A 476-nucleotide genomic window follows, 5' to 3' on the forward strand; every position below is an offset into this window, starting at 1 on the left:
AAAAGCATTCTGTCCTGCTCCTTTTTATTATGCTCATAAAATCATTAAAGATTATCTCAAAAAGGTATTATGTTATAATGCTTAGAGTTCCAATAAAGATAAAAATTTAGAAATAGATATATAAGGTAGGAGGATTATGTAATGAAAATTAAACTAACAGATCAAGCTGTAGAATGGTTTAAAGATGAATTAGATTTGCCTGAGAATGACAAGGTTTTACAGTTTTACGTACGATATGGTGGTGAATTTCAACTTAAACAAGGTTTCAGTCCTGCCTTTCGTGTTGAACCTAGACAAGATGTAGAAATAGGTTATGAAGAGAATTATAATGACTTAGTATTGGTCGTTTCAGAAGATGATTTATGGTATTTCGAAGATAGTGATGTTCTCGTTGAAAAAGTAGACCATGATGACGAAATTGCCTATTCTAAAGTAAATTAAATCATAAAGACCATTTGGAGTGGGACAGAATTCTT

General features: G+C 30.9%; 1 protein-coding gene. It reads left to right on the top strand.

What is annotated here, in order from left to right:
* Window positions 1-141: 141 nt before the first annotated feature.
* Window positions 142-441, top strand: a complete 300-nt coding sequence (locus tag JVV30_RS01800; protein ID WP_053030979.1) for a HesB/YadR/YfhF family protein — start codon at window positions 142-144, stop codon at window positions 439-441.
* Window positions 442-476: the final 35 nt, after the last annotated feature.

The sequence above is a fragment of the Staphylococcus sp. GDY8P47P genome (genome assembly GCF_016892225.1).
GTDB classification, from domain to species: Bacteria; Bacillota; Bacilli; order Staphylococcales; family Staphylococcaceae; genus Staphylococcus; species Staphylococcus borealis.